Below are 23,224 nucleotides of genomic sequence, written 5' to 3' on the forward strand. Positions count from 1 at the left end.
GCAATGGACGACGTACAGCAACTGGGCGAAATGCTTCGCCACTATGCCGACAGCGAAGCGCACAAGAAGCAACTGTTCGAGACGCAATCGGCGACCTGGGCCACACGGATTACTGAACTGTTCGGGCAGATTCAGCAATGGCTGGAGCCGGTGCAGACGCCGGGGTTGCTGGAGGTCAGTCGCGAGGCTTATGTGGCGTTCGGGCCCAGCACTCCGGTTGAGACGTCAACCTTCAAGACTGAAAAACTGAGCATCGTGATTGCCGGCAAACCGGTGGAGTTCGTGCCGGATGTGATGGGCAGTGGCGGGCAGATTTCGCTGGCGGTGATGGGGCTGACGGCGGCGCGTTACGGGAGTATTTCGTTGGTGGGACTGCCGGGCGGGGAGTGGCAGTGGCGTAAGACCAATGGGTTGAAGGATCCGGACACTTTTGCCTTCGATGCGAATTTTCTCGCGCAGCAACTGCAGAGCCTCATCCCTCGCGACCGCACCTAAGATCAAAAGCCTACCCCCTCATCGGAACGCCGCCCGCCCAACCCTCTCCCCCAAGGGGGCGAGGGGGAAAGGGAGCAGATCTTCGTGGTTGTTAAAAACTCAGTTCACGGGGAAAGGGCAGTTCTTCGTTGTTGATATTGCATTCACCTTCGATTTTTCAGGTCGGCGTAACTCGAAAGTACAACCCGGTCAGTTCCCTCTCCCTCTGGGAGAGGGCTAGGGTGAGGGCCGCGCGGCTGACACACCTCACATCTCAAGATTCACCCACCCCGGCTTCGCCACCTCCGGCGCCACCGCTTTCACGGTTTTACCGGTAGCCAACTCAACCCGCCGAGCCACCTCCGGATCATCCGCAAACGGCGTCAGACTCGCCTCATCCAGACTCTCGGCCGTCTCGTGCCGCAGGCAGTACTCAACCGCCAGCCACAGAAACACCACGCCCAACACATTCAATAAAACATCGAACATGACCAGCTCCCTTGATCAGGCGATCTGCGCTTCACGATGGGCGAGTGCAACGTCGGCAACCCGCACCGTGCGCCACACGTTATAGGCCATCAGCAACATGCCGCTGAGGAAGACCACCCCGCCGGCAAAGCGCACGATGAACCCCGGATGACTGGCCTGCAGCGCTTCGACGAACGAATAGGTCAGCGTGCCGTCCTCGTTGATCGCCCGCCACATCAGACCTTGAGTAATGCCATTGACCCACATCGAAGCGATGTACAACACCGTGCCAATGGTCGCCAGCCAGAAGTGCAGGTTGATCAGCGGCGTACTGTGCATGCGCTCGCGGCCAAACACCTTGGGCACCATGTGATAGGTTGCGCCGAAGGTGATCATCGCCACCCAGCCCAGCGCCCCGGCGTGGACGTGGCCGATGGTCCAGTCGGTGTAGTGGGAGAGGGCATTGACGGTCTTGATCGCCATCATCGGCCCTTCGAAGGTCGACATGCCGTAGAACGCCAGCGACAAAACCAGGAAGCGCAGGATCGGGTCGGTGCGCAATTTATGCCACGCGCCGGAGAGGGTCATCATCCCGTTGATCATCCCGCCCCAGCTCGGCGCCAACAGGATCAGCGACATCGCCATGCCCAGCGACTGCGCCCAGTCCGGCAGCGCGGTGTAATGCAAATGGTGCGGGCCGGCCCAGATGTACAGGGTGATCAGTGCCCAGAAGTGCACGATCGACAACCGGTACGAATACACCGGCCGATTCACTTGCTTGGGCACGAAGTAATACATCATCCCGAGGAACCCGGTGGTCAGGAAGAAGCCCACCGCGTTGTGGCCGTACCACCACTGCACCATGGCGTCGGTGGCGCCGGAGTACACCGGATAGGACTTGAACCAGTCCACCGGAATCGACAGGTGATTGACCACATGGAGCATGGCGATCACCAGAATGAACGCGCCGAAGAACCAGTTGCCGACGTAGATGTGCTTGGTTTTGCGCTGCACCACGGTGGTGAAGAACACGATGGCGTACGCGACCCAGACCACCGCCATCCAAACGGCGCCGGAGAATTCGATCTCGGCGTATTCCTTGGTGGTGGTGTAGCCCATCGGCAGGGTGACCAGCATGATCACGATCACCGATTGCCAGCCCCAGAAGGTGAAGGCGGCGAGCTTGTCCGAGTACAGCCGCACCTGGCAGGTACGCTGCACGGCGTAGTAACTGGCGGCGAATTGCGCGCTGCCGGCGAAGCCGAAAATCACCAGGCTGGTGTGCAACGGTCGCAAGCGGCCGAAGGTGGTCCACGGCAAGTCCAGATTCATGTCCGGCCATACCAGTTGCGAGGCGATCCATACCCCCATCGCCATGCCCACGACACCCCAGAAAACAGTCGCGATGACGAATTGGCGGACGACCTTGTAGTTATAAGCCTGTCCGATTGTTGCTGTGCTCATGGTCAGTTCATCCACGGTTGCAAAGTCTTGCCAGGCCACCCGGTCTGGCACGAACTGCACTGTAGAAACCCCACCGGAAACAAAACAGGCTCAGGAATTGATCATTTATGCGGATCAGATCCAGGCGCTGCCTGCGGCCATCTGCCGCGTCCTGATACGGTTTTTATGCGTTCAGGTGAATCTGTTGTGCACTGCGCCGTTCGTCCATAGTCGTAAAAAATCCTGTGGGAGCGGGCTTGCTCGCGAATGCGGAGTGTCAGCCAACAAGTCAGTTGCCTGACACTCCGCATTCGCGAGCAAGCCCGCTCCCACAGTTCTTGACCGCGATCAAAACTGATGAGGTAGCCGCTGCATGTACCAGTACGATGATTACGACCGGGCGCTGGTGTTCGAGCGCGTTGCGCAATTTCGCGATCAGGTCGAGCGCTTCATGGCCGGGGAGTTGAGCGACGAGGAATTCCTGCCGCTGCGCCTGCAGAACGGTCTGTACCTGCAAAAGCACGCCTACATGCTGCGGGTGGCGATTCCCTACGGCACTTTGAGCGCCGAGCAGATGCGCACACTGGCAAGCATCGCCCGGGACTACGACCGTGGTTACGGCCACTTCACCACCCGGCAGAACATGCAGTTCAACTGGATCGAACTGCACGAGGTGCCGGACATTCTCGAGCGTCTGGCGCAGGTCAACATGCATGCGATCCAGACCTCGGGCAATTGCGTGCGCAACATCACCACCGAAGCCTTCGCCGGGGTCGCGGCGGACGAGTTGATCGACCCGCGTCCGCTGGCGGAAATCCTGCGGCAATGGTCGACGATCAACCCGGAGTTCCTGTTCCTGCCGCGCAAGTTCAAGATCGCCATCTGCTCGGCGAAGCAGGATCGCGCGGCAATCATGATGCACGACATCGGCCTCTACCTTTACCCCGGCCGTGACGGTCAGATGCTGCTGCGGGTGATCGTCGGCGGCGGTCTGGGGCGCACGCCTATCCTTGGATTGCAGATCCGCGACGGCCTGCCGTGGCAACACTTGCTGTCTTACGTCGAGGCGGTTTTACGGGTCTACAACCGCCACGGCCGGCGCGACAACAAGTACAAGGCGCGGATCAAGATTCTGGTCAAGGCGCTGGGCATCGAGGCGTTCGCCAAGGAAGTCGAAGAGGAATGGCAACACCTCAAAGACGGCCCGGCGCAATTGACCGAGGATGAATACCAGCGCGTCGCCAGTGCCTTCGTGCCGCCGAGCTATCGCACGCTGGCGGACACCGATCTGGATTACGGCACGCACCTGGCCGACAACCCGGCGTTCGCCCGTTGGGTCGCGCGCAACGTTCAGCCGCACAAAGTGCCGGGCTACACCAGCGTGGTGCTGTCGACCAAACCGGGCCTGGCTTCACCGCCGGGGGACGTCACCGATGCGCAGATGCAGGCCGTGGCCGAGTGGTCCGAGCGCTTCGGTTTCGGCGAAATCCGCATCGCCCACGAGCAGAACATCGTCCTGCCGGATGTGCCCAAGTCCGAGCTGTATGCGTTGTGGCAACTGGCGAAAGAGCACGGGCTGGGCGCCGCCAACGTCGGTCTGCTGACCGACATCATTGCCTGCCCCGGCGGTGATTTCTGCGCGCTGGCCAACGCCAAGTCGATCCCGATTGCCCAGGCGATTCAGGCGCGTTTCGACAACCTCGATTACCTGCACGACCTCGGTGACATCAGCCTGAACATCTCCGGCTGCATGAACGCCTGCGGCCATCACCACATCGGCAACATCGGGATTCTCGGCGTCGATAAGAACGGCAGCGAGTGGTACCAGATCACCCTCGGCGGGGCGCAGGGCAAGAACAGCGCACTGGGTAAAGTCATCGGCCCGTCGTTCAGCGCCGCCGAAGTGCCGCAGGTGATCGAGCGGATCATCGGCACCTTCGTCCGTTATCGCGAGGCCGAAGAACTGTTCGTCGATACCGTGGCGCGCATCGGGTTGGAGCCGTTCAAGGAGCGGGTCTACCCGAAAGCGCTGGAGGTGTCGGCATGAACAATCTGTTGCGCATGGAGGAGAGTGGGGCGCGGATCGTGCTCGATGATCCATGGACGCTGATCCGCTCGCCTGAAACAGAGCCCAGCGCCGGGATGTTGATTCTGCCGCTGGCCCACTGGCTCGAATCGCCTTCGACCCATGCGGTCTGGCTCGGCCCGGACGACGGCGTCGAAAACCTGCTGCCATGGCTGAGCTCGCTGCCACTGATCGCCCTCGACTTCCCGAGCTTTCGCGACGGCCGCGCCTACAGCCAGGCCTATCTGCTGCGCAGCCGTTTCGGCTGGAAAGGCGAGTTGCGGGCGATTGGCGACGTGCTGCGCGACCAGCTCAGCCACATGCGTCAGTGCGGTTTCGACAGCTTCGCCGTGCGCGAGGACAAGTCCGCCGAAGATGCGCTCAAGGGCCTGGCCGGAATGAGCGTGTTGTACGGGCGCTCGGTGATCGAGCCGCGACCGTTGTTCCGGCGCCGGTGATGCAGGGGAAACCCTTAGAACCCTGAGGAATCGGGGATTTTTCCTTGGGTCGATGGTGGCCTTTTGGTAGAGTCCCCGTCGCCAGCGGGTTTTCGGCTGGACGACGGAACGAAGAAGGGAGTCTGATCAGTGAGTCCGGGCAAAAAAATTCTGGGCATCACCGCGTTGCTGCTGATGGTGACGCTGTGGGCCGGTTACATCTATGTGTTCAACGAAAACCGCGGCGGTCAGCTCGGTGGCGTCGGCGAAAGTACCGCGTGGTGCGGCACGCCGCCGAACACCGAAGCGGCGCTGCTGGGCAAGGATCAACTGACCCTGCGCATCACCAACAACCTGCGCGGCGAGTTCATGCTCAGCGGCGCGGTGGTGGTGTCCGAACGTACCTTCAACCGCTATGACCTGGGCCGAAACGAACTGCGTCTGCGCCTGGAACCGTTGCAATGGTCGTTTGGCGTCACGCCGATCTTCCTCGAACAGGTGAAAGTCCTGCCCCTGAGCCGCAACCTCGCCTCGACCGACAAGAGCGCGTTCGCCGAACTCGAATCGCGGCCGATCAGCGTTCAGGGCAGGGTCACCGAGTTTCCCTTCGACACCTATCGCTACGGCTACAAACCGGTGCTGTATTACCTCAAGGGTAGCGAGCGCATCGACCTGCGCTTCAAGAACATCACCACGCTGATGGAGATGTCCAACACCTTCACGCCGATCCAGAAGTACAACCGCGCCGACTACATCAACGAGAAAAACTCGATGATCCGCGACGAGGACTACAAGGCCTACGGCCCCCACGAATGCGCGTTCAGCGTCGAGCGCAAAGGCTCGTTCAAGGTCGTGGTGCTGTTGATGCTGCTGGTGCTGTGCCTGCCGTTGCTGCTGGTGTTCTACCGCGATGAGCCGGGGATCGACTTCCTTGCCACGCTGGTGGGGATTGGCGTAGTGCGCACGGTGCTGGTGGGGCCGGTGCAGGATTTCCAGCTGTACAACATTGATTTTCTGTTCGGTGCGGCGATTTTGCTGGTGGGGACGGTGTCGCTGATCAAGGCGATGCGGGCCAACAGTCGGCGGGAGATGGCGTTGAGGAGTGGGGAGACTTCGAGCTGGTAGAAGAAAGCCTTGAGCGCCTGTGATGGTACGGACCTTTCAAAGGTCCGGACCCGACGTTGCGCAATGTTGGGGTTTCTGATCGCAAACGGCGCGAATTTAGCTATACCTGTAACTCCCCCGACGCAATAAATTCGGCCTTCCGACAGGAGTTACAGCATGAAGCTAGCCGTAATGATGAGCACCCTGTGCATTGCCACGCTGGGCGTGGTGGGTTGCTCCAGCAAAACCGTCGCACCCGACGAGTACTCAGGCTTCCTCAAGGACTACAGCCAGCTGAGGGAGGCCAAATCCCCGTCGGGGGCCGAAGTGATGCGCTGGATCGACCCGAAAGTCGACATCGGCAAATTCACCAGCTTCTACGTCGAACCGACCCAGCTCTATCCCAAACCGCAACCTACCGTGAAGATTCCGCAGCAGACCCTCAACGGCATCACCAGCTATTACGATCAGGCGCTCAAGCGTGAACTGGGTAAATCCCTGCCACTGGCCTCAGGCCCCGGGCCTGGTGTGATCGTGGTACGCGCGGCGATCACCGCCGTGAGCAGCAAGACCGAAGGCCTGCATGCCTATGAAGTGATTCCGGTGGCGTTGGTGGCGGCAGCGGTCAGTACCGCCAGCGGCATTCGCGATCAGGAAACCACGTTGGCGACCGAAGCGGTGTTCCTCGATGGCGGCACCAACAAGGTGGCGGCGCAGGTGGTGCGCAAAGGCACCGGCAAACCGCTGGAAAACGATTCGCAGGTGATGAAGGCCGATGACGTGAAAAGCGTGATCGATGGCTGGGCGGCGGATCTGCATCAGTCCTACCTCAAGCTCAAGGCCAAGTAAGACCGGCACGCCGGGTCGCCACGGAGGGCGATCCGGCGTGTGCACTGCGTCAGAAGCTGGCGCGGGCCAGGCGGTTGTAATGGCTGAGCAAGCCGTCGTAACGGCGGGTCACGGCGTAGTAGTCCTCGCTCAAACGCTCGGGCTTGGCGTGGTTCTGCCAGTCGGCTTGCAGGGTGTTCAATGCTTCGAGATAGTTTTGCCCCGGCTCGCCGATGCGCAGCCACAGGTCCCGTGCGGCATCGGTCTTGTTCTGGAATCCACCCGTGCGCGGCGCGAGGTAGGGTTCGCGACGGTTCCACGCCTGTTGCAGCTTTGCGGTGGTGTCGGCCAGCAACTTAGGGGTCAGGGTGCGGTTTTTCATCGCTTCGTCGAGCACATCCACGGTCTCCCGCGCCTGAATCATGTACGCCAGCAAGTCCCAGTGAATGTCCCTGCCCAGACGCGCCTCGATCAGCTTGAGCTGTTCGGGACGTTGCGCGGCGTCGAGCGGCAGCAGGTTTTGCCGCAGAGCGGTCGAGGCGCCGATGTACTCCTGTGACACACGCTCGATGGCAGCGAGTTCTCCAGAGGAGGGCTGTTGTGATCCGGAGATGAAGCTCGCCTCTCGGTAAAAACGCGTGGGGGCAATGGTGGTCGTGACGTGACTCAGCGCCCGGACGTACTCGTTCGCCTGTCGCGCCAGTTCAGGCTGCCAGGCCAACAGTTCGAGTTTTTCCGTGAGGTCCTGACCGCAGACATCGCGCTGAATGTCTCGCACATTGAACGCGTCGCTGTCGTCGAAATCATTGAGGCTCTTCAACCAGCGCTGGTCGCGGGGCAAGGGCGGTTGAGGGTTCTTGTAGCGGTCGTAGGCCACTCGCCATTGCACGTCGATCCGGTTGACGCAGGCAATCACCGGGCTCAGGGCATTGGCCTGGGCGGTGATCGGTGCATCGCGCTCGTCCAGCCAGAGGTCCAGCTGAAGGAACGGGCGGGTCGCGCCCGTCAGCCCCATGATCACCAGCGCGAAGAAGATCCCGACGCAAAACATCACTCTGGTGGTCATGGGCGCGCCTCCTTGCCGTACCACTGTTCAACGGTGGCTGGTGCGCTGCATTCGGCGGTGGTGGCCGGCAAGCGGCTGCACAAACGTTCGGTCCAGGGTTGCAGGCCCTGATTGCGATTGACCGTGCCTTGGCTGGCGACCACTTTGAATACGCCGAGCACGATGGCTAAAACCAAGATTCCGAGGATCGTCACGCCGACTTTCACGGCAGGTTGGTTCTCTTCCCAGGACCCCCGTGGCCTGGACTGCCAGCGGCGCACCAGTCCGAAGGTCGCCAGGGTCAAGGCATACACCCCGCCGGCAATCGGGCCGAAAAACCAGCTGAGCCCGGCCACCATCAACGCGCCGGGCACCAGGTCGCGCAACACGCCGAACGGCGGCGAGTCTTTGAGGGATCCGGGGGCAAAGAACAGCGCTGAGCCGGTCATCCAGCCGCCATACGCGATGGGCGACGTTGTGCACCAGCCAATTGAGCCCGGCCACGATCACGCCGAACACCACGGTCGAGATCAAGACGATATTGATCAGTCCACTGAGGCGCACACCCAACGGAATGTAATGGGTGAACGCGCCAATCAGGCAGGCCAGCACCACGCCCACATACGTCGGCCAGTCATTGAAGCTCAGTTCCCAGCTTTGCCAGAAAAACGCCGTGCCGCCGGGCATCTGCGCGCAGACCTTGGGGTGATTGGCGTACAGCTCCGAACTCAACTTGCGGCATTGCGCCCAGTCGTCCTCGCGCAGGCGTCGGGCCAGTGCGCGACGGGCGCTGAACGAGCCGGTGCCCAGCAGCAGGCGGGCGGCGCGGTGTTCGGGGGTGGCGGCGGGCTCCGTGGCCAGTTGTTGCTGGTGAGCCAGGAAAAGCGGCGCATTTTGTCGAGCCAGCAGGCGTTGCCATTCGCCGTCAGGGCAGGGATTTCCCGTGCAGCCGTGCCAGCCTTGACCGGCGCGCACCCGTTCGAAAATCTCGCCAGACCAAAAAGACGAATCCAGCAGCAAATGGCTCAGAGCATGGTTGAACCATTTCTGATGTTGTTCAGTTGTCAGCCAGTGGAAATCTGCGCAGCGGGCGTAGGCCTGGAGGAATCCGTCGACGTCTTCGCGTTTGAGGGCATCACGCATCGGCTGCGCAATACGATCGCGCTGCCAGGTGAGCACTAGTTCGATCGATTCCTCATCCAGCTCAAGACGTTGCCAGGCGCTGAACCACTGAAAGGCCTGCACCGCCCAGTCCACCAGCGAATCGGAGCAATCGGGGTGCTCGATGCAGTGATGCAGCACTGTGTCTTCGAAGATGTGCGCACAGCCTTGTTCGCGGGCGACGGTGTGGCGATGGTTCAGTTCTTCGACACTGAGTCCGTGCAGCGAACGGGTCGCGAGTTGCAGGGCATCGACCTCGACCACGGTCAGGCCGCTCAGGTCCCAGGATTCTTCAATGCGCTGATCCTGCGCTTGTTCTTGCTCTTCGTCCTGATTCTGCTCGTGATACTGCTGCCATTCCTTGTACGCCAGCGCCTGCTCATAGGCATCGCGCAGCCGCTGGAAACCCTCGGGGTCGTCGTCGGGGCGGGTCTGCTTGAGCAGGACGGCATATTGGCGTTTGATCGTGCGCACATCGGCGTCAGCCGACAGGCCAAGGACGGTCCAGCAACTCATTGCGATGACAACTCCATAAAAAACTACGACGCGATCCAGTGGTGGCATTGTGATGTTGCGCACCCTACCTGTTTCGCGTCGAAAAGTCCTCGTGTCTCGCTCAGTCGTCACCGGCCTTACGGAAAATGCTGACGTGCTCGATTCGGGGCTTCAGTGTTTTTTGGCTTGCTCGCGTATGCGTTCTTCCTGCTCGCGCAGTTCCGGGGTGAACTCGGCGCCGAAATCTTCCGCGCTGAACACCTGGCGAATCTCGATTTCCGATTCAGTGCCCGGCATGGGATTCGGGCAACGCTTGACCCACTCGATAGCTTCCTCTTTGGACTTGACGTCCCAGATCCAGTAACCGGCGATCAGCTCTTTGGTCTCGGCGAACGGGCCGTCGATCACGCTACGTTTTTCGCCACTGAAACGTACGCGGGCGCCTTTGCTGCTGGGGTGCAAACCGTCGGCTGAAACCAGGATGCCGGCCTTGGCCAATTCTTCGTTGTAGTTGCCCATGTCGGTCAGCAACTGTTCGCTGGGCATCACGCCGGCTTCGGAATCGTGGCTGGCTTTGACAATGATCATGAAGCGCATGGTGTTTCTCCGCAGGTGAGTGGGGGATTCATGGCTTAGTCGAACGGGCCGGGCTTGAATCGACAGATAGATCAAAACGTCAGCACTGTCATTCACCGGCTATGCCCCTCAAAAATGGCTTCCTCGGCGCTGGTTTTTAATGGTTATTGAAACGCTACTTAATATGCTTGGATGATATAAAAAACTGTCATTTATAACAGTTGGATAAACGCGTTGCTGGATATAGGTTGAACTTTTAACAGGCGAGTTTCAGTTTGCCGAAAATTTCCTGATGGTACATGTTGAAAACATCTACGCAAATGGAGAAAGTCATGAGCACGGACAGACCGAAAGATGATACTGCGCAAACCAGAAATGTACTGGTTCCTTTATTAAAGGAGGCTATCGCAGCCTCCCGGTACCAGGCTGTCGATATCACATTAACTCCGGCAACGGGAAAGGAAGGTCCCGGCGAACGGGAGCCGCTTCAAACCGGAGAGAGAATGCTTACGGCACAAACCGGCGGCATTCACCCATTTCGCGGAGAAATGTATTTCAAATGGCGATCCTTGGATGCAGGGGTTCGATTTGAAACAATTGAATACAGGATTGATAAGGGAAATAACAGCGGAGGAAACAGTGCCAATGTTGGAGCTATTCTCGCTGGCGGGTCTCTAGCCATTGCGGAAATAGACAACGGTATTCAAGACAGGGAATGGCATACCTTGGCCACCAATCTCGATGTCATCCGGTCCAGCACGATCCTGCTCGCAGCCACTTTCGTATTTGATAAAAGCTGGGCTGATGATCCCGAGGCTAGTGCAATCGATACTATTACCCCCTGACTTGGTGATGGCTTGAGTGGATGGGGAGCCGCCGATACTGATCACAGCATGCCACTGTTGGTTCAGTATCGGCATAGGCTGCAGACGTCATTTCGTGGTTAACTTCGGCCTCGAGATTCTCACCCATAACATTCAGAAGGACTCCGTTCATGGCTCAAGTCACGCTCAAAGGCAACCCGGTTCAAGTCAACGGCCAACTGCCACAAGCCGGTTCCAAGGCGCCAGCCTTTTCCCTGGTAGCCGGCAATCTGTCCGACGTCACCCTGAAAGACTTCGCCGGCAAGCGCAAAGTGCTGAACATCTTCCCAAGCGTCGACACCCCGACCTGCGCCACCTCCGTGCGCAAGTTCAACGCTCAGGCCAACGACATCAGCAACACCGTGGTGCTGTGCATCTCGGCTGACCTGCCGTTCGCCCAGGCTCGCTTCTGCGGCGCCGAAGGCCTGGAAAACGTACAAAACCTGTCGACCCTGCGCGGCACCGAGTTCCTCGAGAACTACGGCGTGGCCATCGCTGACGGTCCGCTGAAAGGCCTGACCGCCCGTGCGGTGGTTGTACTGGACGAAAACGACAACGTCCTGCACAGCGAACTGGTCAAGGAAATTGCCGAAGAGCCTAACTACGAAGCGGCGCTGTCCGTTCTCAAGTAAGCGCTTTTACAATTGTTAACGGCCTGGCTCTGTCCAGGCCGTTTTCATTTGTGTATCAGTGTTTTGCCTCACACCTTGAAACGTAAGTGGAAGGTAAATTGCCGGTAAAGCTGCTTTGCTAAATCCCCACCAGTGCTTATCGTTCAGCCTCCCGTAAAAGAAGCCCACGCGCCCAATGGTTAATCACTCCATGCAATCGTCTTCCCGAAACTCCCGTCGCTGGCTGCTGAGCCTGCTTGTCCTGCTGGTCATTGCCGGTCTGTGCTGGAAATTCTGGCCCGCTGGTTCGGCCCACAAGGAGGGCGGCGAGAAGGCGCAGGCCGGCCATACCGGTCGTTCGGGGATGATGCGTCCGGGCTTCGGCGGGGCGGCCGGGCCGATTCCGGTGCGCGTGGCGCCGGCAGTCACCGGGGACTTCCCGCTGTACTACAAGGCCCTCGGTACGGTCACGGCGCTCAACACCATCAATGTGCGCAGCCGGGTCGGCGGCGAACTGGTGAAGATTTATTTCGAGGAAGGGCAAATGGTCAAGGCCGGCGACCTGCTGGCGGAGATCGACCCGCGTCCGTACCAGAACGCCTTGCTCCAGGCTGAAGGCACCTTGCTGCAGAATCAGGCGCAGTTGAAAAACGCTCAGGTCGATGTCGAGCGCTATCGCGGCCTGTACAAGGAAGACAGCATCGCCAAGCAGACGCTGGACACCGCCGAAGCCCTGGTCGGCCAGTATCTCGGCACCGTGAAAACCAATCAGGCGGCGGTCAACGACGCCAAGCTCAATCTCGAATTCACCAAGATCCGTGCACCGATTGCCGGTCGCGTCGGCCTGCGTCAGCTCGACGTCGGCAATCTCGTGGCGGCTAACGACACGACCTCCCTGGCTGTGATCACCCAGACCCAACCGATCAGCGTCGCCTTCACCCTGCCGGAAAACAGCCTGGAAACCGTGCTCGCCCGCTACCGCAGCGGCGCCAAACTGCCGGCCGAGGCCTGGGATCGTGGCGATACCAAACTGCAGGCCACCGGTGTGCTGCAAAGTCTCGACAACCAGATCGACGTGACCACCGGCACCCTTAAATTCAAGGCGCGCTACGAGAACCGCGATCAGTCGCTGTTCCCCAACCAGTTCGTCAACGTTCACCTGCTGGCCGACACGTTGAAAGGTGTGGTGCTGGCTCCGTCGGCTGCCATCCAGTTCGGCACCAACGGCACCTTCGTTTACGCGCTGGACGGCGACAAGAAAGTCACCATCCGCCAATTGAAGATCGGTGCCAGCGACGGCGAAAACACGGTAGTCACCGAAGGTCTGGCCGCCGGCGACCGGGTGGTGCTGGAAGGCACCGACCGTCTGAAGGAAGGCAGCGAAGTGGAAGTGGTCAACGACAGCAAGGATGTGCCGACCACTCCGACCGAGCACCTGCAAGGCAAGTCAGCCGCCACCGCGCCTGACGCCGCCGTCACTGACAAGGCCAAGAAGGGCGCATGAACATTTCGCGTCTGTTCATCCTTCGCCCGGTCGCCACCACGCTGAGCATGCTGGCCATCGTGCTGGCCGGTCTGATCGCCTATCGCCTGCTGCCGGTTTCGGCTCTGCCGCAGGTGGATTACCCGACCATCCGCGTCATGACCCTGTATCCGGGCGCCAGTCCGGACGTGATGACCAGCGCCGTCACCGCGCCGCTTGAGCGCCAGTTCGGGCAGATGCCTGGCCTGACGCAAATGGCCTCGACCAGTTCCGGCGGTGCCTCGGTGCTGACCCTGCGTTTCAGCCTCGACATCAACATGGACGTCGCCGAACAGCAGGTGCAGGCCGCGATCAACGCCGCGACCAACCTGTTGCCGACCGACTTGCCGGCGCCGCCGGTGTACAACAAGGTCAACCCGGCGGACACCCCGGTGCTGACCCTGGCCATCACCTCGAAAACCATGCTGCTGCCCAAACTCAATGACCTGGTCGACACGCGCATGGCGCAGAAAATCGCCCAGATCAGCGGCGTCGGCATGGTCAGTATTGCCGGCGGCCAGCGTCAGGCGGTGCGGATCAAGGTCAATCCCGAGGCCCTCGCGGCCAATGGCCTGAATCTGTCGGACGTGCGCACGCTGATCAGTGCGTCCAACGTCAACCAGCCCAAGGGCAACTTCGACGGTCCGACCCGGGTGTCGATGCTCGATGCCAACGACCAACTGACTTCGCCCAAGGATTACGCCAACCTTATCCTGGCCTATGCCAACGGCGCACCGCTGCGGCTCAAGGATGTCGCGCAGATTGTCGACGGCGCCGAGAACGAGCGTCTGGCGGCGTGGGCCAACCAGAATCAGGCCGTTCTGCTGAACATCCAGCGTCAGCCGGGGGCCAACGTGATCGAGGTGGTCGACCGGATCAAGGCGCTGCTGCCGAGCATCACCGACAACCTGCCGGCCGGTCTCGACGTGGTCGTGCTGACCGACCGCACCCAGACCATCCGCGCTTCCGTCACCGACGTGCAACATGAACTGCTGATCGCCATCGCGCTGGTGGTGATGGTGACGTTCCTGTTCCTGCGGCGCGCCAGTGCCACCATCATCCCGTCGGTGGCCGTGCCGCTGTCGCTGATCGGTACGTTCGGCGTGATGTACCTCGCCGGCTTCTCGGTCAACAACCTGACGCTGATGGCACTGACCATCGCCACCGGTTTCGTGGTCGACGATGCGATCGTGATGCTGGAGAACATCGCGCGTTTCATCGAGGAGGGTGACAGCCCGATGCAGGCGGCGCTCAAGGGCGCGAAGCAGATCGGTTTCACCCTGATTTCCCTGACCCTGTCGCTGATCGCGGTGCTGATTCCGCTGCTGTTCATGGCCGACGTAGTGGGGCGGTTGTTCCGCGAATTCGCCATCACCCTGGCGGTGGCGATCCTGATTTCCCTGGTGGTCTCGCTGACCCTGACGCCGATGATGTGCGCGCGTCTGCTCAAGCGTGAGCCGGAAGCACATGAGCAGGGCCGTTTCTACCGCGCCAGTGGTGCGTTCATTGACTGGATGATTGCCGCTTACGGGCGCAAGTTGCAGTGGGTGCTCAAGCACCAGCCGCTGACCCTGCTGGTGGCCATCGGCACGCTGGCCCTCACCGTGTTCCTTTATATGGTGGTGCCCAAGGGCTTCTTCCCGGTGCAGGACACCGGGGTGATCCAGGGCATTTCCGAAGCGCCGCAGTCGATTTCCTTCGCAGCGATGGGCGAGCGTCAGCAGGCGCTGGCCAAGGTGATTCTGGAAGATCCGGCGGTGGAAAGCCTGTCGTCCTACATCGGCGTCGACGGTGACAACGCCACGCTCAACAGCGGCCGGCTGCTGATCAACCTCAAACCCCATGGCCAGCGTGATCTGACCGCTACCGAAGTGATTGCCCGCCTGCAACCGCAGCTGGACAAGCTTGTCGGCATCCGCCTGTTCATGCAGCCGGTGCAGGACCTGACCATCGAAGACCGCGTCAGCCGCACCCAGTATCAGTTCAGCATGTCGTCGCCGGATTCCGAATTGCTCAGTCAGTGGAGCGGCCGTCTGGTCGAAGCACTGGCCCAGCGCCCGGAGCTGACCGACGTCGCCAGTGACTTGCAGGACAAAGGCTTGCAGGTGTTCCTGGTGATCGATCGCGACGCCGCTTCACGGCTGGGCGTGTCGGTCTCGAACATCACCGATGCGCTGTATGACGCGTTCGGCCAGCGGCAGATCTCGACCATCTACACCCAGGCCAGCCAGTACCGCGTGGTGCTGCAGGCTCAGGCCGGAGAGAAGATCGGCCCGCAGGCGCTGGATCAGATTCACGTCAAGACCACCGATGGTGGTCAGGTTCGGTTGTCGAGCCTGGCCCATGTCGAGGAGCGGCAGGCGCAACTGGCGATTACCCACATCGGCCAGTTCCCGGCAGTGATGATGTCATTCAACCTCGCACCGGGCGTGGCGCTGGGGCATGCGGTGGACATCATCGAACAGGTGCAGAAGGACATCGGCATGCCGATCGGCGTGCAGACCCAGTTCCAGGGCGCCGCCGAAGCGTTCCAGGCGTCGTTGTCGAGCACCTTGCTGCTGATTCTGGCGGCGGTAGTGACCATGTACATCGTGCTCGGCGTGCTCTACGAGAGCTACATTCACCCGATCACCATTCTGTCGACCTTGCCGTCGGCGGCGGTTGGGGCGTTGCTGGCGTTGCTGCTCAGCGGCAATGATCTGGGGATGATCGCGATCATCGGCATCATTCTGCTGATCGGTATCGTGAAGAAGAACGCGATCATGATGATCGACTTTGCCCTCGACGCCGAACGCACCCAGGGCATGGCGCCTGAGCAGGCGATCTATCAGGCGGCGCTGTTACGCTTCCGGCCGATCCTGATGACAACGCTGGCTGCGCTGTTCGGCGCGGTGCCGCTGATGCTGGCCACCGGTTCCGGTGCTGAGTTGCGTCAACCGTTGGGTCTGGTGATGGTCGGCGGATTGCTGGTGAGTCAGGTGCTGACGCTGTTCACCACCCCGGTGATCTACCTGTACTTCGATCGTCTCGGCCGGCGCTGGGGCCGTGCTCCTTCGGCCGTGGAGCCGGTGGAACAGCCATGAACCTGTCCGGTCCTTTCATCAAGCGCCCGGTGGCGACCATGCTCCTGAGCCTGGCGATCATGCTGCTGGGCGGTGTGAGCTTCGGTCTGCTGCCGGTGTCGCCGCTGCCGCAAATGGACTTCCCGGTGATCGTGGTCCAGGCCAGCCTGCCCGGCGCCAGTCCGGAAGTCATGGCGTCTACCGTGGCCACGCCGCTGGAGCGCTCGTTCGGCGCCATCGCCGGCGTCAACACCATGAGCAGCCGTTCCAGCCAGGGCTCGACCCGGGTGATTCTGCAGTTCGACCTCGACCGCGACATCAACGGCGCGGCGCGGGAAGTGCAAGCGGCGATCAACGCCTCGCGCAACCTGCTGCCGAGCGGGATGCGCAGCATGCCGACCTACAAAAAGGTCAACCCGTCGCAGGCTCCGATCATGGTGCTGTCGCTGACCTCGGACGTGCTGGAAAAAGGCCAGCTCTATGACCTGGCGTCGACCATCCTGTCCCAGAGCCTGTCCCAGGTGCAGGGCGTCGGTGAAGTGCAGATCGGCGGCAGCTCGTTGCCAGCGGTGCGCATTGAACTCGAACCCCAGGCGCTGAACCAGTACGGCGTGGCGCTGGACGATGTACGCAAGACTATCGCCGAAGCCAACGTGCGCCGGCCCAAGGGCTCGGTCGAGGACGACCAGCGTCTGTGGCAGATCCAGGCCAACGACCAGTTGGAAAAAGCCAAGGATTACGAATCGCTGATCATCCACTACAACGGCGGGGCGGCCCTGCGTCTGAAGGACGTGGCCAAGGTCAGCGACGGCGTGGAAGACCGCTACAACAGCGGTTTCTTCAACGATGACGCGGCGGTGTTGCTGGTGATCAACCGCCAGGCCGGCGCCAACATCATCGAGACGGTCAACGAGATCAAGGCGCAGCTGCCGGCGTTGCAGGCGGTGCTGCCGGCCAGTGTCAAACTGAACCTGGCGATGGACCGTTCGCCGGTGATCAAGGCCACCCTGCACGAAGCGGAAATGACCCTGCTGATCGCCGTGGCGCTGGTGATTCTGGTGGTGTTCCTGTTTCTCGGCAATTTCCGTGCGTCCCTGATTCCGACGTTGGCGGTGCCGGTGTCGCTGGTCGGCACCTTTGCGGTGATGTACCTCTACGGATTCTCGCTGAACAACCTGTCGCTGATGGCGCTGATTCTCGCCACCGGGCTGGTGGTGGACGACGCCATCGTGGTGCTGGAGAACATTTCCCGGCACATCGACGAAGGCGTCAAACCGATGAAGGCCGCGTACCTCGGGGCCAAGGAAGTCGGGTTTACCTTGCTGTCGATGAACGTCTCGCTGGTGGCGGTGTTCCTGTCGATCCTGTTCATGGGCGGGATCATCGAAAGCCTGTTCCGCGAGTTTTCCATCACCCTGGCCGCGTCCATTGTGGTGTCGCTGGTGGTTTCTCTGACGCTGACCCCGATGCTCTGCGCCCGCTGGCTCAAACCCCATACGCCGGGCGAGGAAAACCGCCTGCAACGCTGGAGCCGCCGCACCAACGACTGGATGGTCGGCAAATACGCCACCAGCCTCGATTGGGTGTTGCGTCATCGGCGCCTGACGTTGCTGAGCCTGATCATCACCGTCGGGGTGAACGTTGCCCTGTACGTGGTCGTGCCGAAAACCTTCATGCCGCAGCAGGACACCGGCCAGTTGATCGGTTTCGTGCGCGGTGACGACGGCCTGTCGTTCAGCGTGATGCAGCCGAAAATGGAGACCTTCCGCCGCGCGGTGCTCAAGGACGAAGCGGTCGAGAGTGTGGCCGGGTTCATTGGTGGCACCAACGGCACCAACAACGCCTTCATGCTGGTGCGCCTGAAACCGATCAAGGAGCGCAATATCTCGGCGCAGAAGGTCATTGAGCGCCTGCGCAAGGAAATGCCCAAGGTAGCCGGTGCGCAGTTGATGCTGATGGCCGACCAGGACCTGCAATTTGGCGGCGGCCGCGAGCAGACCACTTCGCAGTACAGCTACATTCTGCAAAGCGGTGATCTGGGTGAGTTGCGCGAGTGGTACCCGAAAGTGGTCACCGCGCTGCGGGCCTTGCCCGAGCTGACCGCCATCGACGCCCGCGAAGGCGCGGGTGCGCAGCAGGTGACATTGATCGTCGACCGCGATCAGGCCAAACGCCTGGGCGTGGACATGGAAATGGTCACGGCCGTCCTTAACAACGCCTACAGCCAGCGACAGATTTCCACGATCTACGACAGCCTCAACCAGTATCAGGTGGTGATGGAGGTCAATCCGAAATACGCTCAGGACCCGGTGACGCTCAAGCAGGTCCAGGTGATCACCGCCGACGGTGCACGAATTCCGCTGTCGACCTTCGCTCACTATGAAAACAGCCTGGAAGACGACCGGGTCAGCCACGAAGGCCAGTTTGCTTCCGAGAGCATTTCCTTCGACATGGCCGAAGGCGTGACGGTGGAGCAGGGCAGTGCCGCCATCGAACGGGCGATTGCCAAGCTCGGTCTGCCGGAAGACGTGATCGTGAAAATGGCCGGCACCGCCGATGCCTTCGCCGCTACCCAGAAGAGCCAGCCGTTCATGATCCTCGGTGCGCTGCTGGCGGTGTATCTGGTGCTGGGCGTGCTGTATGAAAGCTACATTCACCCGCTGACGATTCTGTCGACGCTGCCTTCGGCCGGGGTCGGTGCCTTGCTGTCGATCTATGTGCTGGGCGGCGAGTTCAGCCTGATCTCGCTGCTCGGATTGTTCCTGCTGATCGGCGTGGTGAAGAAGAACGCGATCCTGATGATCGACCTGGCGCTGCAACTGGAGCGTCATCACGGCATGGCGCCGCTGGAGTCGATCCGCAGCGCCTGTCTGCAACGTTTGCGGCCGATCCTGATGACCACGCTGGCGGCGATCCTCGGCGCCTTGCCGTTGCTGCTGAGCCGGGCCGAAGGCGCGGAAATGCGCCAGCCGCTGGGCCTGACCATCATCGGCGGGCTAATTTTCAGCCAGGTGCTGACCCTTTACACCACGCCTGTGGTTTACCTCTATCTCGACAAGTTGCGCCATCGTTTCAACAAATGGCGTGGCGTGCGCACCGATGCCGCTCTGGAAACTCCGCTATGACTGACCGTTCGCTTATCAATCTGGCCACTGTCCGCGGCTCGCGCCTGCTGAGCCTGTCTCTGTGCGTGGCGATGCTCAGTGCCTGCGCCGTCGGCCCGGACTACCAGCGCCCGCAGACCGCCGAAATCGCCCAGTACAAGGAAGCCGAAGGCTGGCGTCAGGCCAACCCGAGCGATTCCCTGGCGCGCGGCGCGTGGTGGGAGCTGTATGGCGACCGCCAGCTCAACCAGCTGATCGAGAAACTCAACAGCTCCAACCAGACCGTCGCCCAGTCCGAGGCCCAGTACCGTCAGGCCCAGGCCTTGGTGCGCAGCGCGCGCGGCGCGTTTTATCCGAGTATTGATCTGAGTGCCGGCAAGACCCGTTCCAGCCAGGGCACCGGCAGCAGCAGTTCAAGCCTGAGCAGTTCCTCCAGCGGTATTCGTGACACTTACAGTGCGCAACTGGGCGTGAGTTGGGAAGCCGATGTCTGGGGCAAATTGCGCCGTGGCCTGGAAGCCAATGAGGCCAGCGCTCAGGCGAGCTATGCCGATCTGGCGGCGATGCGTTTGAGCCAGCAATCCGAGCTGGTGCAGAACTACCTGCAATTGCGGGTGATCGATCAGCAGAAACGCCTGCTCGAATCGACAGTGGCCGCTTACGAGCGCTCGCTGAAAATGACCATGAACCAGTACAACGCCGGGGTTTCCGGGCGGGACGCGGTGGCGCAGGCGCAGACCCAGCTGAAAACCACTCAGGGTGATCTGGTGGACCTGATCTGGCAACGGGCGCAGTTCGAAAACGCCATCGCGGTACTGACCGGCCAGCCCCCCGCCGAATTCAATATTGCCGAGACCCAGGACATTCCCAAGCTGCCGCAAATTCCGCTGAGCCTGCCGTCGCAGTTGCTCGAGCGCCGTCCGGACATCGCCTCGGCGGAGCGCTCGGTGATCGCCGCCAACGCCAACATCGGCGTGGCCAAGGCTGCGTACTACCCGGATTTCAGCCTGAGCATGAGCGGTGGCTACAGCAGCAGTACCTCGCAGAACCTGATCAGCCTGCCGAACCGCTTCTGGTCGGTAGGGCCGAAAATGACCCTGCCGCTATTCGACGGCGGCATCCGTTCGGCCGAAGTCGACCGCACCGAAGCGGTGTACGACCAGACCGTGGCCAAATACCGCCAGACCGTGCTCGACGGTTTCCGCGAGGTGGAAAACTATCTGGTGCAGCTGAAGGTGTACGAAGACGAAGCGGTCGTGCGCCAGGAAGCCCTCGATGCGGCACGGGATTCCCTGCGTCTGACCGAAAACCAGTACAAGGCCGGGGTGATTGCTTATCTCGATGTGGTGACGGTGCAGGCGACGGCGTTGAGCAACGAGCGCAGTGTGTTGAACGTGCTGCAGAGCCGTTTGATCGCCAGCGTGCAGTTGATTGCGGCGCTGGGCGGTGGTTGGGATGGGCAGTTGGAAACCACTGATAACCGCTAGCCTGTTGATCGTTCCCACGTCGAGGCGTCGAGGCGTCGAGGCGTCGAACCGTCCGCGCGGGAATCCCTCAACGGACGCTCCGCGTTCGGCTTTGGAAGGGACGCGGAGCGTCCCGGGCTGCATTCCCACGCAGAGCGTGGGAACGATCTGCGGGCGAGGGCGGACGCTCTGTCAAAGCAGCACTCCAGAGCCTTGTCCGACGATCAAACAAGCGTTTCATCGGGTTGATGGCCATTTGATTACTTTGTCAGTGCGTTCTTCTGCGCAATCAGTACAATCGGCGCATTTGGCCCCGCGGAGAACGGACGCAGTACGGCGGGGTGGTCACGAGAATTCCCATGCTCATCGGTAGCTACTCCTTCACGCTGGTTTTCATTTCGCTGTGTGTGGCGATCCTTGCTTCCTACACCGCGCTCGATCTCACCGGGCGCATTGCCACTGCCAAGGGCCGCGCCGTGCATTTATGGACGGCCGGCGGGGCGTTTGCCATGGGCATCGGCGTCTGGTCGATGCACTTCATTGGCATGCTGGCGTTCAAGCTGCCGATCAACCTCGGTTACGACATTTCGATCACGGCGCTTTCATTGCTGATCGCCGTGCTGTCCTGCGGTTTTGCCCTGTGGCTGGTCAGTCAGCCGAAACTGCCGGCCTGGCAACTGGCCTTTGGCGCGTTGATCATGGGCGCCGGCATCAGCGCCATGCATTACACCGGCATGGCCGCGATGCGCATGCAGCCGGGCATCGACTACGATCCGACACTGTTCGGCGCCTCGTTGTTGATCGCTGTCGGCGCTTCGGCGGAAGCGCTGTGGATCGCCTTTCGCCTGCGTCAGCATTCGCCTTACGTGCGGCTGTTTCGGGCCGGGGCGGCGATTGTCATGGGCGTGGCGATTGTCGGCATGCACTACACCGGCATGGCGGCGGCGAGGTTTCCCGACGGCAGTTTCTGCGGCGCGGCACTCAGCGGCCTGAACGGCAATGGGCTCGACAATCTGGTACTGATCACCACGCTGGCGGTGCTGGCCATCGCGCTGCTGACCTCGATTCTCGACGCGCGCCTCGAAGCCCGCACCGCTGATCTGGCCCATTCGTTGACCGTGGCCAACCGTGAGCTCACCCAGCTGGCGTTGCACGACACCCTGACCGGCCTGCCCAACCGCATGCTGCTGGATGACCGGATCAATCAGGCGATGAAAAAGGTCAACGAGCAGGGCGGCTGTTTTGCGCTGATGTTCATCGATCTGGACGGCTTCAAACCGGTCAACGACGCTTTTGGTCACCACATGGGCGATCAGTTGCTGCGCGAAGTGGCGGTGCGTCTGCGCGAAGATTTGCGCAGCCTCGACACGCTGGCGCGGATCGGTGGCGATGAGTTTGTCCTGCTGGTGCGCCTGACCGAACCCAACGATGCGCTGGGTCTGGCGGCGCGTCAGGTCGGCTTGATCGCCCGGTCGTTCCGGGTCGCCGAGCATGAGTTGCAGATTTCCGCCAGCGTCGGCATTGCCCTGTACCCCGGCAACGGGGAGAGCGCCCAGGAACTGCTGATGAACGCTGACGCCGCGATGTACCACGCCAAGGGCGGCGGCAAGAACGGTTACAGCTTCTTCGACGTTTCGATGAACAGCAACGCGCGCAAGCAACTGCAATTGCTGCAGGACTTGCGGGCGGCGCTGGAGCATGGCGAGTTCAGCCTGCATTACCAACCCAAATTCCATGCGGCCGACGGTCGTCCGGTCGGTGCCGAGGCCTTGTTGCGCTGGGAGCACCCGACCCAGGGCATGCTGATGCCGGACAAGTTCATCGATCTGGCGGAGAAGACCGGGCTGATCATTCCGATTGGCGAGTGGGTGCTCAATGAGGCCTGCCGGCAGATGCGCGAGTGGTACGTGCTGGGCTACACCGACTGGCGAATTGCGGTGAACCTGTCGGCGTTGCAGTTCTGTCATGCAGGGCTGGTAAGCAGCGTGGCCAAGGCCTTGGCCACCCACCATTTACCGGCCAACAGCCTGACCCTGGAAATCACCGAAACCACCGCCATGAGCGACGCCGACGCGAGCATGACGGTGTTGCAGGAACTGTCCGACATGGGCGTCGACCTGTCCATCGACGACTTCGGCACCGGTTATTCGAGCCTGATGTACCTCAAGCGTCTGCCGGCCAACGAGTTGAAAATCGATCGCGGTTTCGTCCGCGATCTGGAACACGACAGCGATGATGCGGCCATTGTCTCGGCGATCGTCGCCCTCGGTCAGGCGCTGGGGCTGCGCATCGTGGCTGAAGGCGTGGAAACCGATTCGCAGCAGGACTTCCTGACGCAACTGGGCTGCGATTCACTGCAAGGTTATCTGCTCGGTCACCCGATGCCGGCGGATCGCTTCCTGCAGGACATCGTGCGCGGCAAACCATTGGCGGTGAGCTGAGCCGCTAATCGCAGGTCATGCAAAACCCTGCAATGACGGTTATTCTTGCCCCGACTGTT

The 23,224-nt window shown here is 61.2% G+C and carries 17 protein-coding genes; 12 read left to right on the forward strand and 5 right to left on the reverse strand.

Translation table 11 applies throughout. The annotated features are described in order from the left end of the window. Window positions 1-3 precede the first annotated feature (3 nt). Entirely contained in the window at window positions 4-495 is a 492-nt protein-coding gene (locus tag PDR5_RS13575; protein ID WP_064596253.1) for a hypothetical protein, read from the forward strand. Between the two features lie 246 nt (window positions 496-741). On the opposite strand, the gene PDR5_RS13580 is transcribed toward PDR5_RS13575, so the two are convergent. Then, window positions 742-963, reverse strand: a complete 222-nt coding sequence (locus PDR5_RS13580; RefSeq protein WP_064596255.1) for a hypothetical protein — start codon at window positions 961-963, stop codon at window positions 742-744. Between the two features lie 15 nt (window positions 964-978). After that, on the reverse strand, window positions 979-2,406 hold the full coding sequence (gene ccoN / locus PDR5_RS13585; RefSeq protein ID WP_064600800.1) for a cytochrome-c oxidase, cbb3-type subunit I: 1,428 nt from the start codon (window positions 2,404-2,406) through the stop codon (window positions 979-981). A gap of 352 nt (window positions 2,407-2,758) precedes the next feature. Between ccoN and PDR5_RS13590 the strand changes: the two genes are divergently transcribed. From PDR5_RS13590 to PDR5_RS13605, 4 genes are all read left to right on the forward strand, one after another. Next, on the forward strand, window positions 2,759-4,432 hold the full coding sequence (locus PDR5_RS13590) for a nitrite/sulfite reductase (protein WP_064596257.1): 1,674 nt from the start codon (window positions 2,759-2,761) through the stop codon (window positions 4,430-4,432). Then, the gene (locus PDR5_RS13595; protein WP_064596258.1) at window positions 4,429-4,908 is read left to right on the forward strand and encodes a DUF934 domain-containing protein; all 480 of its coding nucleotides are present in this window, start codon (window positions 4,429-4,431) and stop codon (window positions 4,906-4,908) included. The genes PDR5_RS13590 and PDR5_RS13595 overlap by 4 nt, the downstream gene beginning before the upstream one ends. 129 nt (window positions 4,909-5,037) lie before the next feature. Further along, the gene (locus PDR5_RS13600) at window positions 5,038-6,012 is read left to right on the forward strand and encodes a hypothetical protein (protein WP_064381826.1); all 975 of its coding nucleotides are present in this window, start codon (window positions 5,038-5,040) and stop codon (window positions 6,010-6,012) included. 156 nt (window positions 6,013-6,168) lie between these two features. Further along, complete coding sequence (locus PDR5_RS13605; RefSeq protein ID WP_064596259.1) at window positions 6,169-6,840, forward strand: DUF3313 domain-containing protein; 672 nt, start codon at window positions 6,169-6,171, stop codon at window positions 6,838-6,840. Between the two features lie 49 nt (window positions 6,841-6,889). On the opposite strand, the gene PDR5_RS13610 is transcribed toward PDR5_RS13605, so the two are convergent. The 3 genes from PDR5_RS13610 to PDR5_RS13620 all read right to left on the reverse strand — a co-directional run bounded on the left by PDR5_RS13610 (window position 6,890) and on the right by PDR5_RS13620 (window position 10,117). Continuing rightward, window positions 6,890-7,885 (reverse strand): DUF3829 domain-containing protein, encoded by a 996-nt coding sequence (locus PDR5_RS13610; protein WP_064596263.1) that lies wholly within the window; start codon window positions 7,883-7,885, stop codon window positions 6,890-6,892. Between the two features lie 27 nt (window positions 7,886-7,912). Beyond that, window positions 7,913-9,541 (reverse strand): J domain-containing protein, encoded by a 1,629-nt coding sequence (locus PDR5_RS13615; RefSeq protein WP_237233847.1) that lies wholly within the window; start codon window positions 9,539-9,541, stop codon window positions 7,913-7,915. 150 nt (window positions 9,542-9,691) lie between these two features. Then, window positions 9,692-10,117, reverse strand: coding sequence for a YciI family protein (locus PDR5_RS13620; protein ID WP_064596264.1), 426 nt, complete (start codon window positions 10,115-10,117; stop codon window positions 9,692-9,694). 311 nt (window positions 10,118-10,428) lie between these two features. Between PDR5_RS13620 and PDR5_RS13625 the strand changes: the two genes are divergently transcribed. The 7 genes from PDR5_RS13625 (at window position 10,429) to PDR5_RS13655 (ending at window position 23,165) form a co-directional block, all read left to right on the forward strand. Further along, complete coding sequence (locus PDR5_RS13625) at window positions 10,429-10,941, forward strand: hypothetical protein (protein WP_064596265.1); 513 nt, start codon at window positions 10,429-10,431, stop codon at window positions 10,939-10,941. Window positions 10,942-11,090: 149 nt separating this feature from the next. Next, window positions 11,091-11,591, forward strand: a complete 501-nt coding sequence (gene tpx, locus PDR5_RS13630; protein ID WP_011333939.1) for a thiol peroxidase — start codon at window positions 11,091-11,093, stop codon at window positions 11,589-11,591. Between the two features lie 175 nt (window positions 11,592-11,766). Next, on the forward strand, window positions 11,767-13,074 hold the full coding sequence (locus PDR5_RS13635; protein WP_064596267.1) for an MdtA/MuxA family multidrug efflux RND transporter periplasmic adaptor subunit: 1,308 nt from the start codon (window positions 11,767-11,769) through the stop codon (window positions 13,072-13,074). Further along, a complete protein-coding gene (locus PDR5_RS13640; protein ID WP_064596269.1) occupies window positions 13,071-16,175 on the forward strand; it encodes an MdtB/MuxB family multidrug efflux RND transporter permease subunit in 3,105 nt (1,034 codons plus the stop codon). Before PDR5_RS13635 ends, PDR5_RS13640 begins: the two co-directional genes overlap by 4 nt. After that, complete coding sequence (locus PDR5_RS13645; RefSeq protein WP_064596272.1) at window positions 16,172-19,279, forward strand: efflux RND transporter permease subunit; 3,108 nt, start codon at window positions 16,172-16,174, stop codon at window positions 19,277-19,279. Before PDR5_RS13640 ends, PDR5_RS13645 begins: the two co-directional genes overlap by 4 nt. Next, window positions 19,276-20,745 carry an efflux transporter outer membrane subunit gene (locus tag PDR5_RS13650; protein WP_064596274.1) on the forward strand — a complete coding sequence of 490 codons (1,470 nt, stop codon included), beginning with the start codon at window positions 19,276-19,278 and terminating at the stop codon, window positions 20,743-20,745. Before PDR5_RS13645 ends, PDR5_RS13650 begins: the two co-directional genes overlap by 4 nt. Before the next feature lie 338 nt (window positions 20,746-21,083). After that, window positions 21,084-23,165 carry a putative bifunctional diguanylate cyclase/phosphodiesterase gene (locus tag PDR5_RS13655; RefSeq protein WP_064596276.1) on the forward strand — a complete coding sequence of 694 codons (2,082 nt, stop codon included), beginning with the start codon at window positions 21,084-21,086 and terminating at the stop codon, window positions 23,163-23,165. Window positions 23,166-23,224: the final 59 nt, after the last annotated feature.

Source organism: Pseudomonas sp. DR 5-09 (genome assembly GCF_001655595.1).
Classification (GTDB): Bacteria; Pseudomonadota; Gammaproteobacteria; order Pseudomonadales; family Pseudomonadaceae; genus Aquipseudomonas; species Aquipseudomonas pharyngis.

Excerpts from the sequence above, each read along its gene's own strand:
- PDR5_RS13650 (WP_064596274.1), top strand. The coding sequence starts at position 19,276 with ATGACTGACCGTTCGCTTATCAATCTGGCCACTGTCCGCGGCTCGCGC.
- PDR5_RS13655 (WP_064596276.1), top strand. The coding sequence starts at position 21,084 with ATGCTCATCGGTAGCTACTCCTTCACGCTGGTTTTCATTTCGCTGTGT.
- PDR5_RS13580 (WP_064596255.1), bottom strand. The coding sequence starts at position 963 with ATGTTCGATGTTTTATTGAATGTGTTGGGCGTGGTGTTTCTGTGGCTG.
- PDR5_RS13595 (WP_064596258.1), top strand. The coding sequence starts at position 4,429 with ATGAACAATCTGTTGCGCATGGAGGAGAGTGGGGCGCGGATCGTGCTC.
- PDR5_RS13605 (WP_064596259.1), top strand. The coding sequence starts at position 6,169 with ATGAAGCTAGCCGTAATGATGAGCACCCTGTGCATTGCCACGCTGGGC.
- ccoN (WP_064600800.1), bottom strand. The coding sequence starts at position 2,406 with ATGAGCACAGCAACAATCGGACAGGCTTATAACTACAAGGTCGTCCGC.
- PDR5_RS13610 (WP_064596263.1), bottom strand. The coding sequence starts at position 7,885 with ATGACCACCAGAGTGATGTTTTGCGTCGGGATCTTCTTCGCGCTGGTG.
- PDR5_RS13590 (WP_064596257.1), top strand. The coding sequence starts at position 2,759 with ATGTACCAGTACGATGATTACGACCGGGCGCTGGTGTTCGAGCGCGTT.
- PDR5_RS13640 (WP_064596269.1), top strand. The coding sequence starts at position 13,071 with ATGAACATTTCGCGTCTGTTCATCCTTCGCCCGGTCGCCACCACGCTG.
- tpx (WP_011333939.1), top strand. The coding sequence starts at position 11,091 with ATGGCTCAAGTCACGCTCAAAGGCAACCCGGTTCAAGTCAACGGCCAA.
- PDR5_RS13625 (WP_064596265.1), top strand. The coding sequence starts at position 10,429 with ATGAGCACGGACAGACCGAAAGATGATACTGCGCAAACCAGAAATGTA.
- PDR5_RS13620 (WP_064596264.1), bottom strand. The coding sequence starts at position 10,117 with ATGCGCTTCATGATCATTGTCAAAGCCAGCCACGATTCCGAAGCCGGC.
- PDR5_RS13635 (WP_064596267.1), top strand. The coding sequence starts at position 11,767 with ATGGTTAATCACTCCATGCAATCGTCTTCCCGAAACTCCCGTCGCTGG.
- PDR5_RS13615 (WP_237233847.1), bottom strand. The coding sequence starts at position 9,541 with ATGAGTTGCTGGACCGTCCTTGGCCTGTCGGCTGACGCCGATGTGCGC.
- PDR5_RS13575 (WP_064596253.1), top strand. The coding sequence starts at position 4 with ATGGACGACGTACAGCAACTGGGCGAAATGCTTCGCCACTATGCCGAC.
- PDR5_RS13645 (WP_064596272.1), top strand. The coding sequence starts at position 16,172 with ATGAACCTGTCCGGTCCTTTCATCAAGCGCCCGGTGGCGACCATGCTC.